The following is a 23,063-nucleotide window of genomic DNA, read 5'->3' as shown; positions in this document are numbered from 1 at the left end:
GTCAGCGTGTCACATCTTTCGAGCCGGAGCCATTCCCCTACGTCCGCCACCTTTGTTGGGTTGCCGACGGGGTCTGGCCTCGGCATCGTGTTCGCCGCCCTGTTCACCGGCGTGCTGCTGTCGCTGTCCGCAGGTGTAATTTCGTGGCCCTTTCTTGCGCTGTATGCCCTCGCGGTCATCGTGGTGACCACGTTGGTGAACCCGAAGGGGCTTTCCCTGACGGTGACGAGCGCACCATTAATGTTTGTCGCCGCGCTGGTGGCTACGGGGTATGTCATGTCGCGCGAGAGCCTGTCGGCTGGCGGCGCGAGCGCTAAGACTGCACTGCTCGGTATCGCGTACCCGGTGGCGGAGTACTTCCCGGTACTGTTTTTCACCACCGCGGGCTCGCTGCTTATCGCTGCGGTGCGGCTGCGACTGATCCGTCGGCAAAACGATGCGATTCGCCGACGCGAAACCGCCCAGCGGACCTCGCAGAACCGCAGCAACCGTCGCACAAATTCTCAAGGGCGGAGGGCTCGCGAGCAGGCTCGGTCGGTTCCTGTGCAGGAGTTGTTGGAGCGGGCGAAGTCGGAGGGGGCGCGTCGTCGCAAGGCAAATGCGGGTGGCTCGCGTAGATCCGGTGAAACCGGTGGTTCTTCACGTGCGGTTCACCGTCTCGGCGAGGACTTGTACAAAGGCTAAAGGCCTTGCTCCGATATCAACGGGGCAAGGCCTTTGGTCGTTCTCGGCGGGGTTTATGCCTCGAGCGGTGCCTCGCGGCGCGGCAGGCGCAGTTCGCGCGGCAGCGAGAAGGTGATGGTCTCCACGGTGGTGGTGATCTCTTCCACGTCGCCGTAGCCCTTCTCCCCCAGATAGTCGAGCAGTTCACGCACGAGGATGTCCGGCACCGAGGCGCCAGAGGTCACGCCAACGGTGTTGACACCCTCGAACCAGGCATCGTCGACTTGGTGGGCGTAATCGACCAGGTGGGACTCCTGCGCGCCGGCCTCGAGCGCGACCTCGACGAGGCGCTTCGAGTTGGACGAGTTCTGGGAGCCGACCACGATGACCAGGTCACTTTGCGGCGCGATCTTCTTCACTGCGGCCTGGCGGTTTTGGGTGGCGTAACAAATGTCGTCGCTCGGCGGGTTCTCCAAGTTCGGGTAACGCTCGTGCAGTTTGTTGACGATCTCCATGGTCTCGTCGACAGACAGCGTCGTCTGGGACAGCCACACCAGCTTCTGCCCCTCCGGGAAGTCCGGCAGGCGGTCGACGCCGTCGACGCCGTCGACGAGGTGGGTGATGTCCGGAGCCTCACCTGCGGTGCCTTCGACCTCTTCGTGGCCTTCGTGGCCGACGAGCAGGATGTGGTAGCCGTCGCGGGCGAAGCGCTTCGCCTCGTTGTGCACCTTGGTCACCAGCGGGCAGGATGCGTCGAGGGTGTGCAGGCTGCGCTCCTTGGCGGATTCGCGCACTGCGGGCGACACACCGTGGGCGGAGAACACGAGGTGGGATCCTTCGGGGACCTCGTCGGTTTCGTCGACAAAGATCACGCCGCGGTCCTGCAGCGTCTCCACCACGTACTTGTTGTGCACGATCTCCTTGCGCACGTAGACGGGGGCGCCGTACTTCTCCAGCGCCTTTTCTACGGTCTCCACGGCGCGGTCCACGCCTGCACAGTATCCGCGTGGGGACGCGAGTAGCACTTTCTTACCCTGATCAGTCATGGAACCAACCCTAACGAATCTGCGTCAAAAACAGTAGGCGGGTAAATCGTGCCCGCCGGGTACTGTTTACCTGGCAGAAGAACTGGGGAGAAAGGAGCATCGCGTGACAGAAACACAAGGTGTGCAAGGTGCGCAGAGTGCGCCGCCGAAGAGCACGCCGGAAACGCCGTGGTCTGTGGCCAAGCTCAATAACTCCGTGAAGAGTTGGATCGACCGGCTGGGTTGGTTGTGGATTGAGGGTCAGCTCACGCAGATTAATACGAAGCCGTCGTGGCGGTTGTCGTATATGACGTTGCGGGATACGCAGGAGCAGGTGTCGGTGCAGTTGACGGCGGAGACGTCGTTACTGACCGGCATGGCTGTGCCGTTGAAGGACGGCGACCGCGTGGTCGCATACGGTAAGCCGACGTTTTATCAAGGCCGCGGCTCGTTTTCGATGAAGGTGGCGGAGATCCGCCACGTTGGCGCGGGCGAGTTGCTGGCGCGCATTGAGGCGTTGCGCAAGCAGTTGGCGGCCGAGGGCCTGTTCGATCCGGCACGCAAGCGCCCGCTGCCCTACCTTCCGAAAAAGGTTGGCCTGATCACGGGGCGTGGTTCGGCTGCTGAGCGTGACGTGGTCACGGTGGCGCAGGGACGTTGGCCACAGGTGAACTTCGAGATCATCAACACGCCGGTACAGGGGCCGACGACCGTGCCTGCGGTGATCGAGGCACTGCAGGTGCTGGATCGCGATCCGGACGTGGAGGTGATCATCATCGCCCGCGGCGGCGGTTCGGTTGAGGACTTGTTGCCGTTTTCGGAGGAGGCCCTGCAACGCGCGGTGGCGGCCGCTGGCACACCTGTCATTTCGGCGATTGGCCACGAGCCGGATAACCCGGTGCTGGACAATGTGGCTGATGTTCGCGCCGCCACCCCGACCGATGCTGCGAAGCGTGCCGTGCCGGATGTTGTGCAGGAGCGTGCGCTTATCGACGAAGCACGTGCCCGCATGTCCGCCGCCCTGCGCGGATGGGTGCAGCGGGAACGAAACGGCCTCGCGTCGATTCGCACCCGTCCTGCCCTAGCGGATCCGATGATGGCGATCACGCGCCGCCGCGAGGAAGTGGAGCGCGCCCAGGCGTTGATCCGCCGCGACATTTCCCATGTGCTGCAGCGTGAGAACCAGCAGGTCTCGGCGTTGCGCGCGCAGGTGTCGGCGCTCGGCCCCTCTGCAACCTTGGCCCGTGGTTACGCCGTGGTGCAGGTGGTTCCGCGCGACCACTCTGGCCCTGAGGTTGTGACCTCTATTGATCAGGCTCAGCCCGGCGCGCAGCTGCGTATCCGTGTCGGCGATGGCTCGATTACCGCTGCATCGATGTCCACCACTCCCGCTGATTAATGCAACCAGCTGAAGTCAACTAAGAACGTTTAAGGAACACTCATGACAGACAACACGTTTGGATCCGGCCAGGCGAACGACAATGCTTTCCCGGACCCGGAGACGCTGACCTACGAGCAGGCTCGCGATGAGCTTGTGGAGACGGTGAAGATTTTGGAGCTCGGCCAGATGAGTTTGGACGAGTCGTTGAAGTATTGGGAGCGCGGTGAGGCGCTGGCGAAGCGGTGCGAGGTGCTTCTCGACGGCGCCTCGAAGCGCGTCGAAGAAGCCATCAGCACCCGTCAGGTCAGCGGGCAGGCTCCTGAGCAGTAAGTACTAGAAGCTACTGGGGTGTGATCGGAGTAGCCTTCAGCGCTGCGCTGATGAGCTCTTCGAACTCGTCCGTGCTGCCTGCGCCGGTGACGACGAAGCGTGCGTCGCCGGCGTCCACAATCCACAGGTCGCGGACCTCGCGTTCGTCGCTGGTGTAGACCTCGACGTCGGTGTCGTCGATACGCACTGTGCGATCGAGCATGCGGTTGTCGGCGTTGGAGGCCTGGAGCGCCGCATCCTTATCGACGCCAGTCTGGGTGAGTTGCAGGTAGCCACGGTTCGGGGTGACCCACCCGACGACGGGTGCCGAGTTGCCGGCAAGCATGCTGCGGCGCGCCGAGTTGGTGGTCCAGCCTTCCGGCATCTCCGGGTAGCGCACCGGGTAGTTCACCGCACGCGCCTCGAGGTCGAGGAACGCTTCTGCGTCGACCTCCTGCACGGGGCCGGATTCTGGGGCGCCGGGGTTGAAGGAGCACAGCCCGGTCGCGCCGACAGCGACGAGCATGAGCACCACAATGAGCACGGCGTTGATTGCCATGTCTCGGCCGTTTTGGAAGATGCGGGGTTTCTTGTCGTTTGCCACGCGTTTCAGTATGTCATGAGCCACCTGCGCCCCAGAACGGGCGGGCTTCTCCCCCGTAAAGGTGGGCGATACCAACACTTCGGCGTGTGGAAGTGCCAGAATAGAGGGGTCGATTTTTGTCCTCTGGAGGAAGGCCCCCGCGATGACTGAACAGTCTGATCTTGTCCCTGACCGCAACCTAGCAATGGAGCTCGTCCGTGTGACGGAGGCAGCAGCGCTCGCCTCCGGCCGTTGGGTGGGTCGCGGACAGAAGAACGAGGGCGACGGCGCTGCCGTGAACGCGATGCGCAAGATGATCAACTCCGTGGAGATGGACGGCGTGATCGTGATCGGCGAAGGCGAGAAGGACGAGGCCCCGATGCTGTTCAACGGCGAGCAGGTTGGCACCGGCCGTGGTGCTGCGGTGGATATCGCCGTTGACCCGGTAGATGGCACCCGCTTGATGGCAGAGGGTCGCCCGAACGCGATTTCTGTTATTGCTGCCGCGGATCGTGGCTCCATGTTCAACCCGCAGGACGCGTTCTACATGAACAAGATTGCTGTCGGCCCGGAGGCGGTCGGAGCGATTGATATCACCGCTTCCGTAGAGGACAACATCAAGTCGGTTGCAAAGGCGAAGGGTGTTCGTCCGGCTGACATCACGGTTGTTGTGCTGGATCGTCCGCGCCACGACAAGCTTGTCGAGGAAATCCGTGCCGCCGGCGCCAAGGTTCGCTTCATCATGGACGGCGACGTCGCCGGCGCAATTGCTGCCGCTCAGGACAACAGCTCCATCGACATCGCCATGGGCATCGGCGGCACCCCGGAAGGTGTTGTCACCGCATGTGCGCTGAAGTGCCTCGGGGGCGACATCCAGGGCATGCTGGCCCCGCAGTCCGACGAGGAGCGCGAGAAGGTACTCGCCGCTGGCCACGACCTGGATCGTGTCCTTGGCATCAACGACCTGGTCACCTCTGATAACTGCTACTTCGCCGCTACCGGCGTGACCAACGGTGACATGCTGCGTGGCGTGACCTACCGCAAGTCTGGCGCCACCACCCGTTCGCTGGTGATGCGTTCGAAGTCCGGCACCGTGCGCTACGTCGAATCCCAGCACCAGCTGGCCAAGCTGCAGGACTACTCGGTGGTCGATTACTCCGAGCCAACCAAGTAGAACCTGACTTTTGCCCCGCGCCTTCTCAGCGAAGAGCGCGGGGCTTTGTCGTTCTAGAACAAGGCTCCAATGACTGCTGCGCTAGCCGCGAAGTTGTTGGCTACGTGCACGATGAAACTCGCAGTGATGCCGCCGTGGAACCGTGCGACCAGTGCGAGGCCGATGCCGCAGAAGAATGTGTAGACGATCACGGGTGGCGCGATATGGGCTGCAGCAAAGATGACGGAGGTGAGCAGCACGCTCGCTGCTGCCGGCATGAGCGTGTCAAAGTACCCCATGAGCACACGGCGGAACACAATCTCTTCAATCACTGGCCCGAGTAGCAGATAACCGGCAAGCAAGATGAGCACCGGCGCCACACTTCCGGCATCTTTGGCTAAGTCATCTGCGGTTGAGCCTCCGCCTGGTTCCATCCCGATCAGCGAGCCGACGATAGCGCTCGACGCAGCCGCCCCGACGATCACTGCCGGAACTTGCCACAGCACATGCCAGCCTCGACTCCCTAGCCGCGTAAACCCCAGCTCGAGTCCGCGACTTTTCATGTAGCGGATAAGCAGCACCAAGGGCACAACGATGGCAATGAGAACCGCGAGAGGCAGCATGCTGATCGCGACGGTGCGGGACACGTTCGCGTGCACCAACAGCAGACCTTGTCCCGCCAAAAGGGCGTACATAATGGCCATTGCCGCCAACGCCACCAGCGCATCCCTCAATGCGGGGGCCTTTTGTGTCCGGTTTTCAGACATTACAGCTCCTCATTTTTGTTATCTGGGGCATAATCGATCTTTGGAAAGGCACGAGCGCACTTTAGCGTGCGTGGCGTGCATGGGATAGAAGTAAAGGACAATCATGGCTGATCAGGAATACCGCATCGAACATGACACGATGGGCGAGGTCAAGGTGCCCGTCGACGCTCTCTGGCGCGCCCAGACGCAGCGTGCTGTGGAGAACTTCCCAATCTCCGGCCGCGGCCTTGAGGCCCAGCAGATTCGCGCACTTGGTCTGCTGAAGGCTGCGTGTGCTCAGGTGAACAAGGACCTGGGCAAGCTGGACGCTGAGAAGGCGGACGCGATCATCGCTGCTGCGAAGGAGATTGCGGACGGCAAGCACGACGACCAGTTCCCGATCGATGTGTTCCAGACCGGTTCCGGCACCTCGTCGAACATGAACACCAATGAGGTTATCGCGTCCATCGCGAAGGCGAACGGTGTTGAGGTTCACCCGAACGACCATGTGAACATGGGCCAGTCCTCTAACGACACCTTCCCGACCGCTACTCACGTTGCTGCCACCGAGGCTGCCGCAAACGATCTCATCCCGGCGCTGAAGGTGCTCCAGGAGTCCCTGGAGAAGAAGGCGAAGGAGTGGCACGAGGTTGTGAAGTCGGGCCGCACCCACTTGATGGATGCCACCCCGGTCACCTTGGGTCAGGAGTTCTCCGGCTACGCACGCCAGATCGAGCTGGGTGTCGAGCGCGTCGAGGCGACCCTGCACCGTCTGGGCGAGCTGGCCATTGGCGGCACCGCTGTGGGCACCGGCATCAACACTCCGGCTGAGTTCGGCGGCAAGGTTACCGAGGAGCTCAAGAAGCTCACCGGCCTGGATGAGCTCTCCGAGGCAAAGAACCACTTTGAGGCGCAGGCGAACCGCGACAGCCTGGTGGAGTTCTCCGGCGCGATGCGTTCCGTGGCGGTTTCCCTGTACAAGATTGCTAACGATATCCGCTTGATGGGCTCGGGCCCGCTGGCTGGTTTCGCTGAGATCCACCTGCCGGATCTGCAGCCGGGTTCCTCGATCATGCCGGGCAAGGTCAACCCGGTGCTGTGCGAGACCGCTACGCAGGTGTCCGCGCAGGTCATTGGTAATGACGCTGCTGTTGCGTTCGGCGGCACCCAGGGCCAGTTCGAGCTCAACGTGTTCATCCCGATGATGGCACGCAACGTGCTCGAGTCCTCCCGCCTGCTGGCGAACACTTCCCGTCAGTTCGCCACCAGGCTTGTCGACGGCATCGAGCCGAACGTCGAGCACATGCGCGAGCTTGCCGAGTCTTCCCCGTCGATCGTGACCCCGCTGAACTCTGCAATTGGTTACGAGAACGCAGCCAAGATTGCTAAGCATGCGATCAAGGAGGGCATCACCATCCGTCAGGCCACCATCGACCTTGGTTTCGTCGATGGTGAGAAGCTCACCGAGGAGGAGCTGGACAAGCGCCTCGATGTGCTGTCCATGGCCAACACCGACCGAAACTAGGCCGTAGTTCGCACCTAGCTAGAATCTGCCCCCAGCACTTCACTTCAACATGCTGGGGGCTTTTTCATGCCTGATTCTTTCTCCGAGCTTCGCACTGCCGGTGGCCCGAACAAGCCGTGGGTCGTCGGTGGTGTGCTTGCGCTGATTGTCGCCGTGATCGGCGTCGCGCTCGCGGCGGCCTATTGGTACGCCAACCCGAAGCCGGAGCCGACCAACGAGGTGCCCGAAACCGTCACGGTGACGGCACAACCGCAGTTGCGTGACGACGACTCCACCTCCCCCACCGGCACCTACACCGGCACCCTGAACAGCCTGGAGGACAACGCGAAAGTGAAGGCCTGGCCAGCGGTGGCAACCTTCGGTGGTGGGACCGCGTCGGTGACGTATCCGTTGACCGGATGCACCGCACTGATCGGTGAGGACGGTGCGTCGGTGCCGTTGACGAAGCCGTGTGGGGATGGTTCGGGGCGGTGGGTCGTCGAAAAGCAAGAGCCCGGGATTGTGAAACTGACGTACTTTGAAGGCGAAAAAGCGCTGGTAGAAGGGGAACTCTCCGCCGGTTTGCCTTAACATGCACCGGGTGTAATATTGCACCCCGTGCAAAATGAAGGAATTCGGGAACAGAAGCGCCGCGAGACGCTAAAGCGCATCCGCAACGAGGCGGCGGCGCTTGTCGACAAGCGTGGCTACGACAACGTCACCGTCGACGACATCTGCCGCGAGGCAGGCATCTCCCGGCGAACCTTCTTCAACTATGTGGAATCTAAGGACGAGGCGATCTTGGGATCGTTTCCGTTCACCCTCGACGAGGACGCGCTGGACGCGATCCGCACGACCCAGAGCGACAACGTGCTGGAGCTTGTCATTCGCTCCGTCGTGGTTGAGCCGGGCACGTTTGATGGTCCGGCGGCGAAGTGTCGTCGTCAATTGTTGGAGAACAACCCGGGCTTGATGCACGCCGAAGCCGCCCGAAAGCGCGGATTCCTCACCGAAATTGGTCGCGCCCTCCGCGCCCACTTTGAAACCTTCCCGCAGGACCGCAAGCATTCGGGATCGCTGGAGGCGGAAGCACTATTCATCGTCGTGCTATTTCAAGGGGTCGTGACCAGGTACCTCTGGGCACCGCCCGATGAAGGAGACCCAATCGAGCTGCTCATCGAATACGCCAAAGACATCACGAATTACGCAAAGGACATGACATGGTAGACAACCGCGCGGGACGCCACCCACTTCAAGCCACTCCCCCGAACGGCGGCGTCGTGTTCGCCGCCCTGCTGCTGACCATGCTGATGAGTTCGCTGGGCCAGATGATCTTCGCCACGGCCCTGCCGACCATTGTTGGTGACCTCGGCGGCGTGGACCACATGAGCTGGGTCATCTCCTCGTTCTTGGTCACGATGACCATCGCGATGCCCATCAACGGCAAACTTGGCGACGTATTGGGCCGCAAGTGGCTCTACATCACCGGCATCGGCCTGTTCGTGATCGGCTCCGCCATCGGCGGCTTTGCTAACACGATGGAGCTGCTCATCATCGGCCGCGCCATCCAAGGCCTCGGCGCGGGCGGCATGATGGTGAACTCGCAGTCCATCATCGCGGAAGTCGTTCCTGCTCGCGAGCGCGGCAAGTACATGGGCGTGATGGGCGCAGTATTTGGTGTGTCCTCGGTGCTCGGTCCGGTCCTCGGCGGCTGGTTTACCGACGGCCCCGGCTGGCGTTGGGCGCTCTGGATGAACATCCCGCTCGGCCTGCTCGCCATGACGGTATGCACCAAGGTGCTAAAGCTGCGCCGCGGATCCGCCAAGGGCATGAACTTTGACTACATCGGTACCACGCTGATGATCGTGGCCACCACGTCGCTGATCCTCACCACCACATGGGGTGGCACGCAGTACGACTGGACCTCCCCGACCATCATCGCCACCAGCGCTATCGCTGTGATCGCTGCCGTGCTGTTCGTGATTGTCGAGCTGCGCGCGACTAACCCGCTGATCCCCATGGGGCTGTTCCGCAACCGCAACATGGTGCTGACCACCCTGGCGGGCACGGTGCTTGGCCTCGGGATGACCAGTGCTCTCGCCTACCTCCCGACGTACTTGCAAATGGTGCACGAACTGACCCCGACCGACGCGGGCCTTATGATGCTGCCGATGGTGCTCGGCATGCTCGGCACCGGCACGGCAGTCGGCTTCATCATCTCTCGCACCGGCCGCTACAAGATGTACCCACTGTCCGGCATGCTCATTACCACCGTGGGACTGTTCCTGTTCTCTCGGCTGAGCGTGGACACGTCGCTGACCGTGCTCGGGATCTACATGTTCATCTTCGGTTTCGGCCTTGGTCTGGTCATGCAGGTTCTTGTGCTCATCGTGCAGAACTCGTTCCCACTCGCCCAAGTGGGCACCGCAACGTCGACGAACAACTTCTTCCGCCAGATCGGCTCCGCTATCGGCGCCTCCCTGTCCGGCTCGTTGTTCATTCACAACATGCGCGAAAAGCTGGAGGAGCGCCTGCCGGAAGCTCTGGCGAAACTCGGCGAAGAAGGTGCTGCGCTAGGCAAGCAATTCGGTGAGGGTGCCGCGAACTCGCTAACCCCGAGCAGCGTGGCGCAATTGCCCCAGCCGGTGAAGGAAGTCGTGCTGTCGAGCTACAACGACGGCCTTACCCCCGTGTTCCTCCTCATGGTGCCGCTGGCTATCATCGCGTTCGTGATACTCCTGCCGGTCAAGGAAGACCCACTCAAGGAAGATTTGAGCTAACCGGGAAACGAAAACGGCCCGGCCCCTCACATGGGGCCGGGCCGAACGCCGTTACATGGGCGCGGTTTACTTCTCGGTGATCACCGCGGCGAACGGCTCGCCTTCGCCAGCACGGGTCCAGTTGATAGAGCCGCGCTCGAACTCCTGGGTCCAGCCGGACTCGTCCGGGTTAGCAGCCTCCGGAGCCAGCGGGAAGCCCAGCTTCTTATCCACGTTGACGTCGGTCATCCACTCGTTGGCAATCTGACCCCAGGTCGGTGCGCCACCGGTGTTCTCATTCCAGGTGACGTAGTGCTCCTGGTCGTACGTAACGATCCAGCCTTCGTCGACCTGCTCAACCTTCATCGGCTCGCCCCAGGACGGCTCAGCAAACTTATCCATGGCAGCAACGACGCCAGCCGGAACCATTGCGGTGCCACCGTCAGCGGTTGTAATCTCCTCGGTCGCCTCGGCGCCCTCGCCCGCAGCGCCGGCGGAGTCCGCGGAATCGGTTGCGGAAGCGTCAGCGGTTTCCGTCTTCGCAGCCGCAGTCTCAGTCTCTACGTTCGTCTCAGTAGCGGTGGTCTCCACAACCTCGGTCTCTGCCGCGGTGTCGTCGTCGTTAGAGCACGCAACTAACCCGGTAGCAGCCAGGGCTACAGCAGCGGCGGAAGCAGCGATCTTACGGGAAAACATAATTTGTCATACCTTTCGTGTTGATTTAGGTGCGTCGCCCATTATGGGTGCCGCGCGAACGTCGAGTCTTCTTCCCACCCGATCGGGGGTGTGATGTGTTGCGCGACGACCTGGGAGTTCTCCCCTTCGTAATACCAACAAAGTCCTGGATAGCGTCACAATCGTCCGATTTCCGCCACACGAGCGCAACCGTCGTGGTATTAACGCCCTCCCCCGGGTCGATCGGCAGCGCCTTAATCTGCTTCTTCGCAAGCGTCTTCAGCAACGGCAACGGCCCGTAGGCGATGCCGACGTTTGCGGCGACAACGGAAAGGGCGGTACGCAGATCGTCGATAAGCGTCTGCTCTGCGTACTCGAAATTCACAATCTCTTCCGCAAGATCCCCGCGATCTACCTCCCCCACCTCCGCATAGACGGAGTCCTTTGGCACGGCCACGCCCCAGGCCTCCTCGTAGAGCCGGACCACGTGGTATTCGTCCGTGACCCGCTCGTCCGGAAGCCTGACCAGCGCCGCGTCCGCATCCTTGCCGACGAGGGGAAACGGATCATCCGACGGCAATGTCGCAGGGTCCTCGCCCGACATTTGGGCGTAGCGGCGGAACCATTTGCCGGGTTCAGTACCGGTGACGAACGCGATGGTGAGCATGGCAGGTAATGCTACCGTTTTGGGCATGACTGAACAGACCCCATCCGGCACCGCAATGAAGCCGATGACCGCGGCGAAAAAACTCGGTATCTACCTTCCCGCCACCCCACAGGAGTTCCAGGACGGCGCCATCACCCACGCCGAACTGCGCGAACTGCAGGAAAACCCGCCCGCCTGGCTGCAAGAACTGCGCCTCAACGGCCCGCACCCCCGTACCGAGGTCGCACGCAAGCTCGGCATCTCGGTGACCGCGCTGAAAGCAGCCGGCGTTGAGCAGTCGATGACCACGGAGCAAATCCGCGCGCTTCTCGACGACCAACCGGACTGGCTACAAAAAGCCCGCGCCACTCTCGCAGAGCAGCGCGGGCACAATGTCGACACCGCAAGCGCCGCCGACGGCCAGAACGACTAGAGCATCTTCCAGTCTTCAAGGCCCGGGTACAGCGGGTACTTCTCCGCCAGGGCCTCGACACGGGCGCGCAGCGCCGGGATATCAGCCTTCTCGCCCTGGATCAGGGTCTCGGCGATGATGTCGGACACCTCGCGGAAGTCCTCCTCGCCGAAGCCACGGGTAGCAAGCGCCGACGTGCCGATACGCAGGCCAGAGGTGACCTTTGGCGGGCGCGGGTCGAACGGCACCGCATTGCGGTTGACCGTGATGCCTGCGGCGTGCAGGAGGTCCTCGGCCTGCTGGCCATCCATCGGCGAGTTACGCAGGTCCACCAGCACGAGGTGGACGTCGGTGCCGCCGGAGACAACGTCGATGCCGGCAGCCTTCGCATCCTCGCTGGTAAGGCGCTCGGCCAGGATCTTTGCACCGTCGATGGTGCGCTGCTGACGGTCCTTGAATTCCTCCATGCCCGCGATCTTGAACGCGGTCGCCTTCGCAGCGATGACGTGCATGAGCGGGCCACCCTGCTGACCAGGGAAGACGGCGGAGTTGATCTTCTTGTTCAGCTCCTCATCGTTGGTCAGGATGAAGCCGGAACGGGGGCCACCCAGCGTCTTATGCACCGTGGAGGACACCACGTGCGCATGCGGGACCGGCGACGGGTGCAGGCCAGCCGCAACCAGGCCGGCGAAGTGGGCCATGTCAACCCACAGGTAGGCGCCGACCTCGTCCGCGATCGAGCGGAACTCAGCGAAGTCCTCGTGGCGCGGGTAGGCGGACCAGCCGGCGATGATCACCTTCGGCTTGACCTCGCGAGCCTGCTCACGCAGCTTGGCCATATCGATGAGGTGGGTGTCCTTCTCTACCTCGTACGCTGCCACGTTGTAGAGACGGCCGGAGAAGTTGATCTTCATGCCGTGGGTCAGGTGGCCGCCGTGAGCCAGGTTCAGGCCCAGGATGGTGTCACCCGGCTCCGCCAGTGCCATTAGCACAGCGGCGTTCGCCTGCGCACCGGAGTGTGGCTGCACGTTTGCAAACTTTGCACCGAAGACTTCCTTGGCACGCTCCTGTGCCAGGGTCTCCACAACGTCCACGTGCTCGCAGCCACCGTAGTAGCGCTTGCCCGGGTAGCCCTCGGCGTACTTGTTGGTCAGCACAGAACCCTGTGCCTCAAGTACGGCGCGCGGAACGAAGTTTTCAGACGCAATCATTTCGAGGGTGTTGCGCTGGCGCGCTAGCTCGTCGACAATCGCGGCGTGAACTTCGGGGTCAAAAGTAGCCAGATCCTGGTAACGGAAATCTTCAGACACGTCCACCGGGTCCTTTCTCGTTCAGTCGTAGTTACCGCTTCGAAGTATATGTAAGCAACCCGGGTGTTATGTCGAATTCCATGCACAGGATCCAAGGTGAAACAATAGGGCCATGCCACGTGTCGATTCTTCGCCTTACCTCGATTTTCACCGCGAGGACTGGCGCAAACGTCGTGCCACCATGCCACAGGTGCTCACCGAAGATGAGCTCACCAAACTCGCAGGCATCGGTGAGAGCCTCGATCTGCAAGAGGTCGAAGACATTTACCTACCGCTGTCGCGCCTGATCCACCTGCAGGTACGAGCGCGCCAGAAACTGACCAAAGCCACCGAAACGTTCATCGGCGGCGATCCGGGGCATGTGCCGTTCATCATCGGGCTTGCAGGCTCGGTCGCAGTAGGCAAATCAACCACCGCGCGTGTGCTGCAGGTGCTACTTCAGCGCTGGGACTCCCACCCCCGCGTCGACCTGATCACCACCGACGGGTTCCTGCACCCCTCCGCAGTTCTGAAAGAGCGCGGCTTGATGGCCCGTAAGGGCTTCCCTGAGTCTTACGACCGCCGCAACCTCATGCGATTTGTCACCGAGGTGAAATCGGGCCAGCCCCTTGTCAAGGCTCCGATCTACTCCCACGAGGCCTACGACATTCTCCCGGACGAGTACATCGAGGTACGCCAGCCAGACATCTTGATTCTGGAGGGCCTCAACGTATTGCAGACCGGCCCAACGCTGATGGTGTCGGACCTGTTCGACTTCTCCATCTATGTCGATGCCAAGACCTCCGACATCGAGCACTGGTACATCGAGCGCTTCCTCAAACTGCGCGATACCGCCTTCCAGGAGCCCGGCGCACACTTTGCTCACTACGCAGGTCTTGACGACGCACAGGCGACCTACGCCGCACGCGAAATCTGGCAGTCCATCAACCTGCCAAACCTGGTGGAAAACATTCTGCCCACGCGGGTGCGCGCATCGCTTGTGCTGCGCAAGGATTACGACCACACCGTTCAGCGCGTCCGCATGCGCAAGCTCTAATTCGCCAGGGTTTTATTTGCCAAAGCGGCGGGAGCGCTGCGAATAGTCGCGCAGTGCTCGCAGGAAGTCGATCTTGCGAAACGCCGGCCAGTACGTATCCGTGAACCAGATTTCGGAGTACGCGGCCTGCCACAGCAGGAATCCTGAAAGACGCTGCTCACCGGAGGTGCGGATCACCAGATCTGGGTCGGGCTGGCCCTTGGTGTAGAGGTGTTCAGCGATGGACTCGACCGTCACCGCCTCTTTGATTTCGGCGGGGGTTGCGCCGGCGGCTGCGGTGTCGTCGATAAGCGCACGCACCGCGTCCACGATCTCCTGGCGCCCGCCATAGCCCACCGCAATATTCACGGTCAGCCCGGCTTTCTCGGTAGTGGTAGCGGCGCTTTCTCGCATGCGTGCTGCCACATCGTCCGGCAGCAGGTCCAGTTGGCCGACCAAGCGCACGCGGCAGGTGTAATCCTCGGTGGCGAGGTCCTCGATGACTTCGGAGATGATGTCGAAGAGCAGCTCCACCTCCTCCGAGGTGCGCTGAAGGTTCTCGGTGGAAAGCAGGTAAATCGTGAGAACATCGACATCCATTTCCGCAGACCAGCGAACCAAATCGCCAATCTTCGCGCCGCCGACCCTGTGGCCGTGGGAAATGTCCTTAAACCCCGACTCGCGAGCCCAGCGACGGTTCCCGTCAGCCATCACGGCGATGTGCTTCGGGCGTTTCTTTCCACGCAGCTCACGCTTAAGTCGTGCTTCGTACAGCTGGTACAGCGGGTAGCGCAGTTTGGAGAGGACAGACACAACGTTGATTCTAGCGGGGCTTAAAAGGTGCGCTTCTTACGCTGGTCGGCAACGCCAGCCTTCGCCATGGCCTCGTCGATAGCTTTCTCGTCGAAAGGATCAATGCCATGCGCCTCAGCAAATGCTTGACGACGACGGAACCGGGAGAAACGCCGGTGAAACGCATACCCAATCGACAAGACAACGACCGCGAGGCAGACAAGCAGCAGCAGCCCAATCGGCGACGCCTTGCCAAAGTCCGGACCAGCCGGGGTCTCCCCCGGCGACTGCGCCAGGACCAGATCAACGGTTGCGGCGGCGTTGATGAAGTTGGCGAACACTACTCCTCCTCAGCACCGGCATCGATACCGGCAAACAAGTCATCTTCAGGCAAGGTGGTCTCCACCCGGGTACGTGCGAGCTCGAATTCTTCCGTCGGCCACACCTTTTGCTGGTCCGCCACCGGGCTGGCCAAAAACGCCCCTGCCGGATCGATCTGGGTGGCGTGAGCAGTCAGCGCCTGCTCACGTTGTCCAAAGTAGTCGGCGCACTCCACTTGGGTGGTCACGCGGTCAAACACATCCCCCTCGGCTTCCTCCCAGCGCTTGATCATAAGCTCGTAGGGGCTCTTCTCACCGCGTTCGAACAACGCCTCTTGCAGCAGCTTCATGCGCTGGAGGATAAAACCATGCGTGTAGTAGAGCTTCAGCGGTGTCCACGGCTCGCCGGCTTCTGGCGCAAACGAGGCGTCACCCGCCTTCTCCCACGCAATCATCGAAATCGCGTGAACCATGAGATGGTCCGGGTGCGGGTAGCCACCGTTTTCGTCGTAGGTAATGATGACGTGCGGTTTGAACTCGCGGATCTCCTCCACGATCTTCACCGCAACCTCTTCCGGGTCCTGGACCGCAAATGACCCCTCCGGCAGCGGAGGCAGCGGGTCCCCCTCGGGCAGGCCGGAGTCTTCGTAGCCCAGCCAAACGTGTTCCACACCAAGCGCCTCGACGGCACGCGCCATCTCCTCGTGGCGCACGGCCGTCATGTTTTCGAGCACCCCAGGGCGGTCCATCGCAGGGTTCAAAATGTCCCCACGTCGTCCGTCGGTACAGGTCACCACCTTCACACGGTTCCCTTCGGCAGCGTATTTCGCCATGGTCGCCGCACCCTTCGAGGACTCATCGTCCGGGTGAGCGTGGATCGCCATCAGACGCAGACCAGCCACTCGTACTCTCCAACTTTTGTAGGGGTGTTGTTAGAACTTCGGAACATCTTAGTACCATCCCAGTTAAGTCCCTATCCCCCTTGTTATTGCGAGGTTGCATCCGTGTCCACTCCAGTGCGCCGTCCGTCGCAACGCTATAGCTCCGGCAAGAGCGACGGCGTGAGCGGCAAAGTGGTCGCAGTCGCCGCTGTGCTCATCGCCATCGCGTTCATCTTCTTCGGCGCCCGAACGATCATCGACAGGATGGACCGTCCCGTCACCGCTGAATTTATTTCGCAGGAACATATCGACGACTCAACCGGACGCCTTTGGATCGACGTGACCCGCAAGGACCCGTCGGTACCGTCCTATTGTATCGTCACTGCGGTGGATTACTCCCACGCTGAGGTGGGTCGCCGCGAGGTCATCCTTCCCGCCGGCGGGGAGAAGCACCAGCGCATCCCGGTGGACCTGCCGCTGCGTGAACCGCTCGTTTCCGGCCGCATCTACGGCTGTTCCGAAAATCTGCCGTTCTACATGGACCCGGAGAGCAAATTTTACGACGCCCGCTAGCACACGGGCCACGCACTACCATGTGCTAATCTTTTGCGGTATATCTGCACAGTTTCGCCCGCAGCCTGCGGGCTCGTTTTACGTATGAGGGAAGGGTGTTACCCCTATGGCTGAACCCCAGCAGCAGTACATTACCCCGGAAATGAAGGCCAAGCTGGAGGCCGAACTCCAGCAGCTGATCGATAACCGTCCGGTGATTGCCGCGGAGATCAACGAGCGCCGCGAGGAAGGCGACCTGAAGGAAAACGCTGGTTACGACGCAGCTCGTGAGCAGCAGGATCAGGAAGAGGCTCGCATTAAGCAGATCTCTGAGATCCTCTCCAACTCCACCACCGAGCGCACCGGCATTGTCGAAGGTGTCGCTCACATCGGTTCCGTCGTTCACGTCTACTACAACGGCGACAAGGAGGACCGCGAGACGTTCCTCATCGGTACCCGCGCTGCGTCGACCGACAACGCTGATTTGGAGACCTACTCCGAGCAGTCCCCGCTGGGCGCCGCCGTCGTTGGTGCCGCTGAGGGCGAGACCCGTACCTACACGGCTCCGAATGGTCGCGAGATTTCGGTCACGATCGTCAAGGCTGAGCCGTATGATTCAGTTAAAGCTTCAACGCCTCGTGCAAAGTAGTTTTACCCGTTCTTTTTCGATAGCGAAGGATCATCCTGTGATTGCAACCTCTTCCCGCAAAGCTCTGGTTGGCGTAGCTGCCATCGCTGCTCTCGCCCTCGCCGGCTGCACCCCGCCGAACGAGAACCCGTCTGACAAGAAGGTCGACACCGCGACGAGCCAGGACGCTAGCTCCCTCAAGGGTGCTGGTGCTTCCGCCACCGCCGCGACCAATGTTGTCGAGGCCAGCGAGGCGACCGCGACGGAGACCCTCGAGGCCGCCGCGGACGAGCTGCCAACCTTCAACAACTGTGGCGAGACCGGCCTGCTGCGCCCGACTCAGCTGACGGTCGACTGCAAGAGCCAGAACGATTTCCTGCAGGACATCGTCTGGGACACTTGGACCGAGGACCTGGCCGAGGGCACCGCAACCCGTGTTGTCCTGGACCCGAATAACCGCGAGGAAGGCGTCAAGGTCGTCCTTGGCGCTCCGCAAGTTGTGAACAACGATCTGCTGTTCACCACCATCTCGGTTGATGGTGCGACCGTGAACCCGGATCGTCTCTAATCGCCTCTAATCGCCTCTCATCGGCGCAAAGAGTAGCGGCCCTGTTCCAATCGGAACAGGGCCGCTTTATTGTCGGCGGCGTTTGGTACCGCCGTTTAGCGTTGCTTAGCGCCGTCTAGCGGTCGTTGGCGAAGTAGGACAGCAGACGCAGGATCTCGGTGTAGAGCCACACGAGCGTCACAGCGAGGCCCAGTGCGACGCCCCACGCGGCGTTCGACGGTGCGCTGGTGCGCACGAGCCTGTCGGCCAGGTCGAAGTCCTGCAGGAAGGAAATAGCTGCGAGGACCACGCATACGACGCCGAAGATGATGGACATAGTGCCGCCATCACGCAGTGGGTTCTGGCCGGTGAAAAGAGCGAGCAGCAGGTTGCCCAGCGCCATGATGACAACGCCGAAGATGGCGCCGGTGATCAGGCGGTTCAGTCGCGGCGTGACGCGGATGGCGCCGGTGCGGTAAACCACGAGCATGCCAATGAACACGCCGAGGGTGCCCAGGATGGCCTGGAAAATCATCTGGCCAGCGTCAGCCCCGCCGACGGAGAACCAGCCGGAGATCAGCAGAGAGAATCCGCCTAGGAACAGGCCTTCAAAGGCTGCGTACAGAAGCGTCACCGTGCGGGAGCCGAAGGTGCGCGAGAACGCGTGGACCAGGGTGACCACGAACGCGCCGATGCCGCCAACAAGCGTCAGGATCATCCCCACGCCAGCGTTTCCGGACAGGTAAATGCCGAAGTTAATGGCGGCGAACAGGATGATGACGGCGATGGTGATGCCGGTCTTGGAGACAATGTCATCGACCGTCAGCGGGCGGTCCTGCTGGATTTCGGGCGCGTAGCCGTAGCCAGCGGTGTGTTCTTCATTGGTCAGGTTCTTCAGAACCGGGTTGGTACTTCTCACGTCGTCCAACATTCCTTTCGAGTCTTGTTGCGACCACTATTCACAGGTTGTAACGCTTGCACCTTCAAAAAGGTTCCCGAGGCGTAGAATTTGGACACATGGGTGTGTTCGATCGTTGGCGTCGCGGCCCGAGCACGGGCGGCGATCTTGTGTTGGAACGGCTCGCTGCAGCAACTGGTGGCGCGCAGTCCTACACCTTTTCTTACGCAGAGGTAGATGTGCTCGCATTTCTTGTCGACGACCCCCTCCCCCATGTCCTGTACTGCACGTTCGGGTTGTCCCAGGTGGAGTCGTCGCAACGCGTTGCGGGCACACAGACCGAGCTCACGCTCCGCATCCCGATGGACGATGAGGTGTTCCCTCCTGAGTGGCCGGCGCAGCAGCTGGCGCGCATGGCTCGCAACGTGGTCCGCAGCGGAGTCGAGATTGAGCCTGGGCATTATTTATCGTCGGCTTCTGGCTCGCTCGCGGGGTTTGTGTTCGTCGCGGATCCACTCCTCGGCTGCGCTGAAGGGCCGACCGGGCGAGTGCAGTTCACCTACGCCGCGGGGTTGGTCGGAGATGATCTGGAGCGGATGTTGCGGTGGGATCCGGTGAAGTTCGCGGGCGTGCTCGGCGAGCATGTGCCGCTTGGGTTGACGGACCCTGCACGTGCCCCGCTGTCAAGCGATCCGCAGGTGCGTGTGCTTCTCGACGACGCCTCGCACACCGACGGCTCCTCTATCGGCGCAAACACCGCCAAGTATTTAGATGTCGATGTCGCTGGGCGTGTGGACCTCGACGAACGTGCCGCCGCCGCACTCCTTCGGGCGGCGCGCTACCGATTGCTGTTTGGCAAGTCATATGCCCTCATCCGCAACGACACGTGGCTCATGTTCGACCCGAAGGCAATCGATCTCGAGTTGGCCGAGGATCACATTGTCGTGCCGGGCCGTGCCGACGTAGCGAACGAATTGCTCGCTGTATTCGACACTGCGCCGGGCACTTACGCGTTGACTACCGTGCCGTTGACGTTCCAGGTCATCGACCCGACAACGTAGGACGCTTACTTAAAGACGTTGCCCCACTCGTCACGCTTGTCCAGAAACGCCTGCGCTTCGCGCCTAGCGGCCTCGAGGTCGTGGCTTGCGCCCCAGCCGCACTGCTTCTCGTTCGCAGCCGGCACCTCGGTGGCATTGGTGATGTCGGTGAGCGTCTTTTCCACCAGATCAGCGACCTCTGCCTCTGCGACGTCGCCGGAAAGCATCAGGTAGAAACCGGTCTGGCAGCCCATCGGGCCGAAGTCGATCACGTTGTCTGCATGGCTGCGGGCGTGCTCGGCAAACATGTGCTCCAGGGAGTGCACTGCCGGCATCTCAAGGTGCTCGACGTTCGGCTGCTTAAAGCGGATGTCCCACTTCACCAGCGTGTCACCCTGGGGAAGTTCCTTTCGGTCCGCCAGGCGAATAAACGGTGCGTCAACCTTGGTGTGGTCGAGGTTGAAGGATTCAACATTCATGCGATCAGTCATGGCCTCGACTGTACTGAACGCGCTGGCCCGTTCCCATCACTGGATTCATCGTTGAGAGTCGCACTGGTCACGGCTGCCGCATCCCGAATCGGCGAGGCTGCGTAGCTTGCTGCGCGAGTGAGCTTCTTGTTTTCCGACGACACCTCGTCAACGGCTGCTATACCGCCATGTAGCCCGGTTACCGGGCAAGTAATTGTGCCCCCAGTCGGGCTCGAACCGACACTGGGCGGATTTTAAGTCCGCTGCCTCTGCCAATTGGGCTATAGGGGCGCCGAGAAATATGGTACTTCCCCGGCGCCTCAATGCTGAAACCGGCCGGAAAATCTCACCGAGCGAAAGTGCACTGCCCGCCATACACTCGCTGTGCGAAATGTAAGTTTCGCCTGAGTTTCTCGCTCAGTTCCTGGCGATTTTCGAGGTAGTGACACATGAACATTCAACTTCCACCCCCTTTAAACCAACTGATCAAAGACATCAACCTTGAGCAGCTCATCGCAGCAGTAGCAGGCGTTTTCGTCGTCGGTGGTCTTGTCGGCGGAGCAATTGGCGCGGCTGCCGGCAACGGATCCGAGCATTCTGGTTCCAGCAACAGCGACGTAGATCCAACGGCGTCCACCACGGCTCCCGAGGTCACTGGCCCAACTCTCGAGGGCCGTGCGAAGCTCTCGGCGTTATACCAGGCTCCCGGCCCGAATTCAGGCAAGGATGCTTTCGACGGTAACGGGCAAACCCACCCTTTTAAAGGGCAGGTCATCCCCGGCTTTTCTGGAATGATCGAGATTGGCGACGGCACGTTTTATGGCTTGCCAGATAACGGCTTCGGTTCGAAATCGAATTCTTCCGATTTCCTCCTGAGGATCTACACGGTCAAGCCCAATTGGGAAACGGCGGAAACAGCGAAGAATCCACAAACCACCGGTGGTGTTGATGTACTTGACTACATCTCATTAAAAGACCCCGACGGAAAGATTCCGTGGAAGATCGTCAACAACGACACCGAGGATCGTCTACTTACCGGCGCAGACTTTGACCCCGAGTCATTCGTCCAGGCCGCCGACGGATCTTTCTGGATCGGCGAGGAGTTCGGCCCCTACATCCTCCATGTGGACAAGAACGGCACCTTGCTCGAAGAGCCCTACGCATACCCAGGTGTGAAGAGCCCATCGAACCCAACACTTGGCGATAATGAGCGACCAAACCTGCGCAATTCCAAAGGCTTTGAAGCCATGGCATGGGACGGACGCTATCTTTACCCGATTTTCGAGGGGTACCTCGACAAGGCGGCCGACAAGCGTGAACGCGTCATTTCTCAGTTCGACACAACGACAGGCAAATACACCGGCAAGACTTGGACCTACCTTGCTGAAGGCGATGACGCGCTCATCGGCGACGCTTTCCTAACCAAGGATGGCCGTTTGCTCGTGCTTGAGCGCGACGACTTCCTCGGCTCCGATGCGAAGCTGAAGAAGGTATTCGAGGTTGCGAATTTCAAGGGTATCGAGCCAGGGAAAACAGTGGAAAAGGCGCTTATGGCAGACCTTCTCAACATAGCCAACCCCAATAAGATCGGCATGGTTTCCGATGCACGGGCATACGGTGTCGGCGACCCTTTCATGTTTGCGCTACTGAGCGTCGAAACGATTGTTCAGCTTGAGGACGGCCGATACTTAACTGCCTTGGACAACAACTTCCCTGGCGATGACGGCCGGTACCGCGGTAAGCCAGACGACACGGAGATGATCATCTTCTCTGTCAATTAACAACTATCTGCCCTGAGAAACTGCCCGGTAATCTGTCATTCACATCGCCAGATTATTTGGACGGAGTTTCTCTCGTGGCCAGGCAATGGTTGTTTCTTCTGCCCTGCGCTTTTGGTGCGCTCGGGCTCTTCCTCGCGCGCCAGGCTGGCGACGGCACCGCAGGTTTCTACTGGGCCACCGCTTTTACCGCCGTCGTGTACCTAGCCGCCTGGTGGGTGTGGGGCGACAAAGGCGCATTCGCTGGCCCCGGCAAACTCCGCGACGTCGTACGTGGCATCGGATTAGGCACCGCACTTGCGGTTGTCTTTTTCTTGGGTGCCCTGATCGTCACCCGCATCCCAGCACTTGCCGGCCCTGTCGCAGAGATCCTGGATACTCCTAACAAAGGCGGTTACGCGCTGACGCTGCTCGTCCTCGTGGTCAACGGCGTCGGCGAGGAGCTCATCTTCCGCGACGTCGTCCCCCGCCAGCTACAAAGCATTGGACAAACGGTGCTGCAAGCTGGTGTGTGGTCGACGGTCGCCTACGGGTTGGTCACCGTCGTGATGGGTGTGCCGCTGCTTGTGTTCGCGGCAGTGGTCCTCGGTGCGCTCGCCTACACCGAGGCAGTGCGCACCGGCAGGCTGTACTCCCCCATCGCACTCCACCTGACGTGGAGCACCGCAATGCTTCTGATCTTGCCTTCCCTTCTCTGAGGTCACCGAACTCATTGTTGTCCCTATACATAGGCATCGAGCCGGGCTCCGTCTTAATGGTGGTCTAGCCTGCTCGTGGGGTTGAACCGCCCTGTTTTCGTGTCTTGTGGGCTGTTATGGCGTGCCTGCTCGCAAGGCGGGGGTAATTTCCGGGGGTAAGCAGGTGGTGCGGATTGCTGAACAATCCGCACGTCACACCCATTTCGAGGCGTTTTCACAGTCGTTGAACAATCCTTCCGACCATTTCCGGGTCGTTTTGGAGTGTTGTTCCGGCATTT

At 61.1% G+C, this 23,063-nt stretch carries 27 protein-coding genes and 1 tRNA gene; 16 read left to right on the top strand and 12 right to left on the bottom strand.

The genetic code is table 11. The features are described from left to right. The first annotated feature begins 6 nt into the window (after window positions 1-6). The gene (locus tag CCOY_RS04620) at window positions 7-684 is read left to right on the top strand and encodes a DUF6542 domain-containing protein (RefSeq protein ID WP_208856590.1); all 678 of its coding nucleotides are present in this window, start codon (window positions 7-9) and stop codon (window positions 682-684) included. A 53-nt stretch (window positions 685-737) separates the two neighbouring features. Here the strand turns inward: CCOY_RS04620 and CCOY_RS04615 are convergent, their stop codons facing one another. After that, on the bottom strand, window positions 738-1,709 hold the full coding sequence (locus CCOY_RS04615) for a 4-hydroxy-3-methylbut-2-enyl diphosphate reductase (protein ID WP_070421675.1): 972 nt from the start codon (window positions 1,707-1,709) through the stop codon (window positions 738-740). A gap of 103 nt (window positions 1,710-1,812) precedes the next feature. Between CCOY_RS04615 and xseA the strand changes: the two genes are divergently transcribed. After that, window positions 1,813-3,087, top strand: a complete 1,275-nt coding sequence (gene xseA, locus CCOY_RS04610) for an exodeoxyribonuclease VII large subunit (protein WP_244268710.1) — start codon at window positions 1,813-1,815, stop codon at window positions 3,085-3,087. Window positions 3,088-3,129: 42 nt separating this feature from the next. After that, window positions 3,130-3,399: an exodeoxyribonuclease VII small subunit gene (locus CCOY_RS04605; RefSeq protein ID WP_070421676.1), complete on the top strand. Its 270-nt coding sequence runs from the start codon at window positions 3,130-3,132 to the stop codon at window positions 3,397-3,399. Window positions 3,400-3,409: 10 nt separating this feature from the next. On the opposite strand, the gene CCOY_RS04600 is transcribed toward CCOY_RS04605, so the two are convergent. Then, window positions 3,410-3,982 (bottom strand): DUF4245 domain-containing protein, encoded by a 573-nt coding sequence (locus tag CCOY_RS04600; protein ID WP_092102054.1) that lies wholly within the window; start codon window positions 3,980-3,982, stop codon window positions 3,410-3,412. Between the two features lie 142 nt (window positions 3,983-4,124). Between CCOY_RS04600 and glpX the strand changes: the two genes are divergently transcribed. Further along, the gene (gene glpX / locus CCOY_RS04595) at window positions 4,125-5,135 is read left to right on the top strand and encodes a class II fructose-bisphosphatase (protein ID WP_070452585.1); all 1,011 of its coding nucleotides are present in this window, start codon (window positions 4,125-4,127) and stop codon (window positions 5,133-5,135) included. Between the two features lie 53 nt (window positions 5,136-5,188). Here glpX and CCOY_RS04590 read toward each other — a convergent pair whose 3' ends face one another. Next, a complete protein-coding gene (locus CCOY_RS04590) occupies window positions 5,189-5,881 on the bottom strand; it encodes a CPBP family intramembrane glutamic endopeptidase (protein WP_070569115.1) in 693 nt (230 codons plus the stop codon). Between the two features lie 103 nt (window positions 5,882-5,984). On the opposite strand from CCOY_RS04590, the gene CCOY_RS04585 reads away from it, so the two are divergent. From CCOY_RS04585 to CCOY_RS04570, 4 genes are all read left to right on the top strand, one after another. Beyond that, window positions 5,985-7,385: a class II fumarate hydratase gene (locus CCOY_RS04585; protein WP_070452579.1), complete on the top strand. Its 1,401-nt coding sequence runs from the start codon at window positions 5,985-5,987 to the stop codon at window positions 7,383-7,385. Window positions 7,386-7,451: 66 nt separating this feature from the next. Next, window positions 7,452-7,955, top strand: a complete 504-nt coding sequence (locus CCOY_RS04580; protein WP_070482585.1) for a hypothetical protein — start codon at window positions 7,452-7,454, stop codon at window positions 7,953-7,955. Between the two features lie 27 nt (window positions 7,956-7,982). Then, window positions 7,983-8,591, top strand: coding sequence for a TetR/AcrR family transcriptional regulator (locus CCOY_RS04575; protein ID WP_244268709.1), 609 nt, complete (start codon window positions 7,983-7,985; stop codon window positions 8,589-8,591). Then, window positions 8,585-10,144 carry an MDR family MFS transporter gene (locus CCOY_RS04570; protein WP_092102048.1) on the top strand — a complete coding sequence of 520 codons (1,560 nt, stop codon included), beginning with the start codon at window positions 8,585-8,587 and terminating at the stop codon, window positions 10,142-10,144. Before CCOY_RS04575 ends, CCOY_RS04570 begins: the two co-directional genes overlap by 7 nt. Window positions 10,145-10,210: 66 nt before the next feature. Here CCOY_RS04570 and CCOY_RS04565 read toward each other — a convergent pair whose 3' ends face one another. Both CCOY_RS04565 and CCOY_RS04560 read right to left on the bottom strand, forming a co-directional pair. Then, window positions 10,211-10,819, bottom strand: a complete 609-nt coding sequence (locus tag CCOY_RS04565) for a hypothetical protein (protein ID WP_092102045.1) — start codon at window positions 10,817-10,819, stop codon at window positions 10,211-10,213. A 25-nt stretch (window positions 10,820-10,844) separates the two neighbouring features. Further along, window positions 10,845-11,465: a LysR family transcriptional regulator substrate-binding protein gene (locus CCOY_RS04560; RefSeq protein WP_092102042.1), complete on the bottom strand. Its 621-nt coding sequence runs from the start codon at window positions 11,463-11,465 to the stop codon at window positions 10,845-10,847. Here CCOY_RS04560 and CCOY_RS04555 point away from each other — a divergent pair. Further along, window positions 11,464-11,877 carry a DUF5997 family protein gene (locus CCOY_RS04555; protein WP_425284113.1) on the top strand — a complete coding sequence of 138 codons (414 nt, stop codon included), beginning with the start codon at window positions 11,464-11,466 and terminating at the stop codon, window positions 11,875-11,877. The two genes, CCOY_RS04560 and CCOY_RS04555, sit on opposite strands and share 2 nt — an antisense overlap. Here the strand turns inward: CCOY_RS04555 and glyA are convergent. Continuing rightward, window positions 11,874-13,166 carry a serine hydroxymethyltransferase gene (gene glyA, locus CCOY_RS04550; RefSeq protein ID WP_070421697.1) on the bottom strand — a complete coding sequence of 431 codons (1,293 nt, stop codon included), beginning with the start codon at window positions 13,164-13,166 and terminating at the stop codon, window positions 11,874-11,876. The genes CCOY_RS04555 and glyA overlap by 4 nt on opposite strands. A gap of 112 nt (window positions 13,167-13,278) precedes the next feature. On the opposite strand from glyA, the gene coaA reads away from it, so the two are divergent. Next, window positions 13,279-14,202 (top strand): type I pantothenate kinase, encoded by a 924-nt coding sequence (coaA, locus tag CCOY_RS04545; protein WP_070421685.1) that lies wholly within the window; start codon window positions 13,279-13,281, stop codon window positions 14,200-14,202. Window positions 14,203-14,214: 12 nt separating this feature from the next. On the opposite strand, the gene CCOY_RS04540 is transcribed toward coaA, so the two are convergent. Genes CCOY_RS04540 through mca form a run of 3 tightly spaced genes read right to left on the bottom strand, consistent with a single transcriptional unit; the run spans window position 14,215 to window position 16,195 of the window. Next, entirely contained in the window at window positions 14,215-14,994 is a 780-nt protein-coding gene (locus tag CCOY_RS04540; RefSeq protein ID WP_070482580.1) for an isoprenyl transferase, read from the bottom strand. Window positions 14,995-15,014: 20 nt separating this feature from the next. Continuing rightward, window positions 15,015-15,314, bottom strand: coding sequence for a hypothetical protein (locus tag CCOY_RS04535; protein WP_070452565.1), 300 nt, complete (start codon window positions 15,312-15,314; stop codon window positions 15,015-15,017). Further along, complete coding sequence (mca, locus tag CCOY_RS04530; RefSeq protein WP_070421688.1) at window positions 15,314-16,195, bottom strand: mycothiol conjugate amidase Mca; 882 nt, start codon at window positions 16,193-16,195, stop codon at window positions 15,314-15,316. The genes CCOY_RS04535 and mca overlap by 1 nt, the downstream gene beginning before the upstream one ends. Before the next feature lie 102 nt (window positions 16,196-16,297). On the opposite strand from mca, the gene CCOY_RS04525 reads away from it, so the two are divergent. The 3 genes from CCOY_RS04525 to CCOY_RS04515 all read left to right on the top strand — a co-directional run bounded on the left by CCOY_RS04525 (window position 16,298) and on the right by CCOY_RS04515 (window position 17,922). Then, window positions 16,298-16,747, top strand: coding sequence for a DUF4307 domain-containing protein (locus CCOY_RS04525; protein ID WP_224212882.1), 450 nt, complete (start codon window positions 16,298-16,300; stop codon window positions 16,745-16,747). 106 nt (window positions 16,748-16,853) lie between these two features. Then, complete coding sequence (gene greA / locus CCOY_RS04520; protein ID WP_070421690.1) at window positions 16,854-17,375, top strand: transcription elongation factor GreA; 522 nt, start codon at window positions 16,854-16,856, stop codon at window positions 17,373-17,375. A gap of 37 nt (window positions 17,376-17,412) precedes the next feature. Further along, window positions 17,413-17,922, top strand: coding sequence for a hypothetical protein (locus CCOY_RS04515; RefSeq protein ID WP_092102039.1), 510 nt, complete (start codon window positions 17,413-17,415; stop codon window positions 17,920-17,922). A 115-nt stretch (window positions 17,923-18,037) separates the two neighbouring features. Here CCOY_RS04515 and CCOY_RS04510 read toward each other — a convergent pair whose 3' ends face one another. Then, on the bottom strand, window positions 18,038-18,820 hold the full coding sequence (locus tag CCOY_RS04510) for a Bax inhibitor-1/YccA family protein (RefSeq protein WP_070421698.1): 783 nt from the start codon (window positions 18,818-18,820) through the stop codon (window positions 18,038-18,040). Between the two features lie 98 nt (window positions 18,821-18,918). On the opposite strand from CCOY_RS04510, the gene CCOY_RS04505 reads away from it, so the two are divergent. Next, the gene (locus CCOY_RS04505; protein ID WP_092102036.1) at window positions 18,919-19,860 is read left to right on the top strand and encodes a suppressor of fused domain protein; all 942 of its coding nucleotides are present in this window, start codon (window positions 18,919-18,921) and stop codon (window positions 19,858-19,860) included. Window positions 19,861-19,865: 5 nt separating this feature from the next. On the opposite strand, the gene CCOY_RS04500 is transcribed toward CCOY_RS04505, so the two are convergent. After that, window positions 19,866-20,330 (bottom strand): S-ribosylhomocysteine lyase, encoded by a 465-nt coding sequence (locus CCOY_RS04500; RefSeq protein WP_070614141.1) that lies wholly within the window; start codon window positions 20,328-20,330, stop codon window positions 19,866-19,868. 196 nt (window positions 20,331-20,526) lie between these two features. Next, window positions 20,527-20,600: transfer RNA gene (locus CCOY_RS04495), tRNA-Leu, on the bottom strand. A gap of 158 nt (window positions 20,601-20,758) precedes the next feature. Between CCOY_RS04495 and CCOY_RS04490 the strand changes: the two genes are divergently transcribed. Together CCOY_RS04490 and CCOY_RS04485 are read left to right on the top strand one after the other, a co-directional pair. Further along, entirely contained in the window at window positions 20,759-22,090 is a 1,332-nt protein-coding gene (locus CCOY_RS04490; protein WP_070569128.1) for an esterase-like activity of phytase family protein, read from the top strand. A gap of 74 nt (window positions 22,091-22,164) precedes the next feature. Then, window positions 22,165-22,785 (top strand): CPBP family intramembrane glutamic endopeptidase, encoded by a 621-nt coding sequence (locus CCOY_RS04485; protein WP_244268708.1) that lies wholly within the window; start codon window positions 22,165-22,167, stop codon window positions 22,783-22,785. Window positions 22,786-23,063 lie beyond the last annotated feature (278 nt).

This window comes from Corynebacterium coyleae (genome assembly GCF_030408635.1).
In the GTDB taxonomy this organism is placed as follows: Bacteria; Actinomycetota; Actinomycetes; order Mycobacteriales; family Mycobacteriaceae; genus Corynebacterium; species Corynebacterium coyleae.
Note: the sequence above shows the minus strand (reverse complement) of the source record. Positions and strands in the feature narration are given on the sequence as shown.